The sequence below is a fragment of the Aeromonas sp. ZOR0001 genome (assembly GCF_000801015.1).
In the GTDB taxonomy this organism is placed as follows: Bacteria; Pseudomonadota; Gammaproteobacteria; order Enterobacterales; family Aeromonadaceae; genus Aeromonas; species Aeromonas veronii.
This window is the reverse complement of record NZ_JRJY01000032.1, coordinates 738-998: the sequence shown is the minus strand read 5'-3', so window position 1 is coordinate 998 and position 261 is coordinate 738. Positions and strand designations below refer to the sequence as shown.

General features: G+C 64.8%; 1 pseudogene. It reads right to left on the bottom strand.

Annotated elements, in window-relative coordinates:
- A pseudogene (locus L972_RS21730) lies at positions 1–261 on the bottom strand (protein UmuC); the annotation flags it as partial.

Sequence of the window (261 nt, the reverse complement as noted above, 5' to 3'; positions counted from 1 at the left end):
ATCCGCTCGACCACCACGCCGTATTGGGCGCGTAACCCTTTGGCATCGCTAGCCACCAGGTCAGCCACGGTGTTGATGCCTTGTGCCACCAACTTAGCGCCCAAGCGCCGTCCTATGCCCCACACCTCATCCACCGGGGTGATAGCCATCAGCCGGGCACGGCGCAGCTCGTCACGCAAGTCCACGACGCCGCCCGTGGCAGGCCACTTCTTGGCTGCATAGTTGGCCAGCTTGGCGAGGGTCTTGGTGGGGCCGATCCCA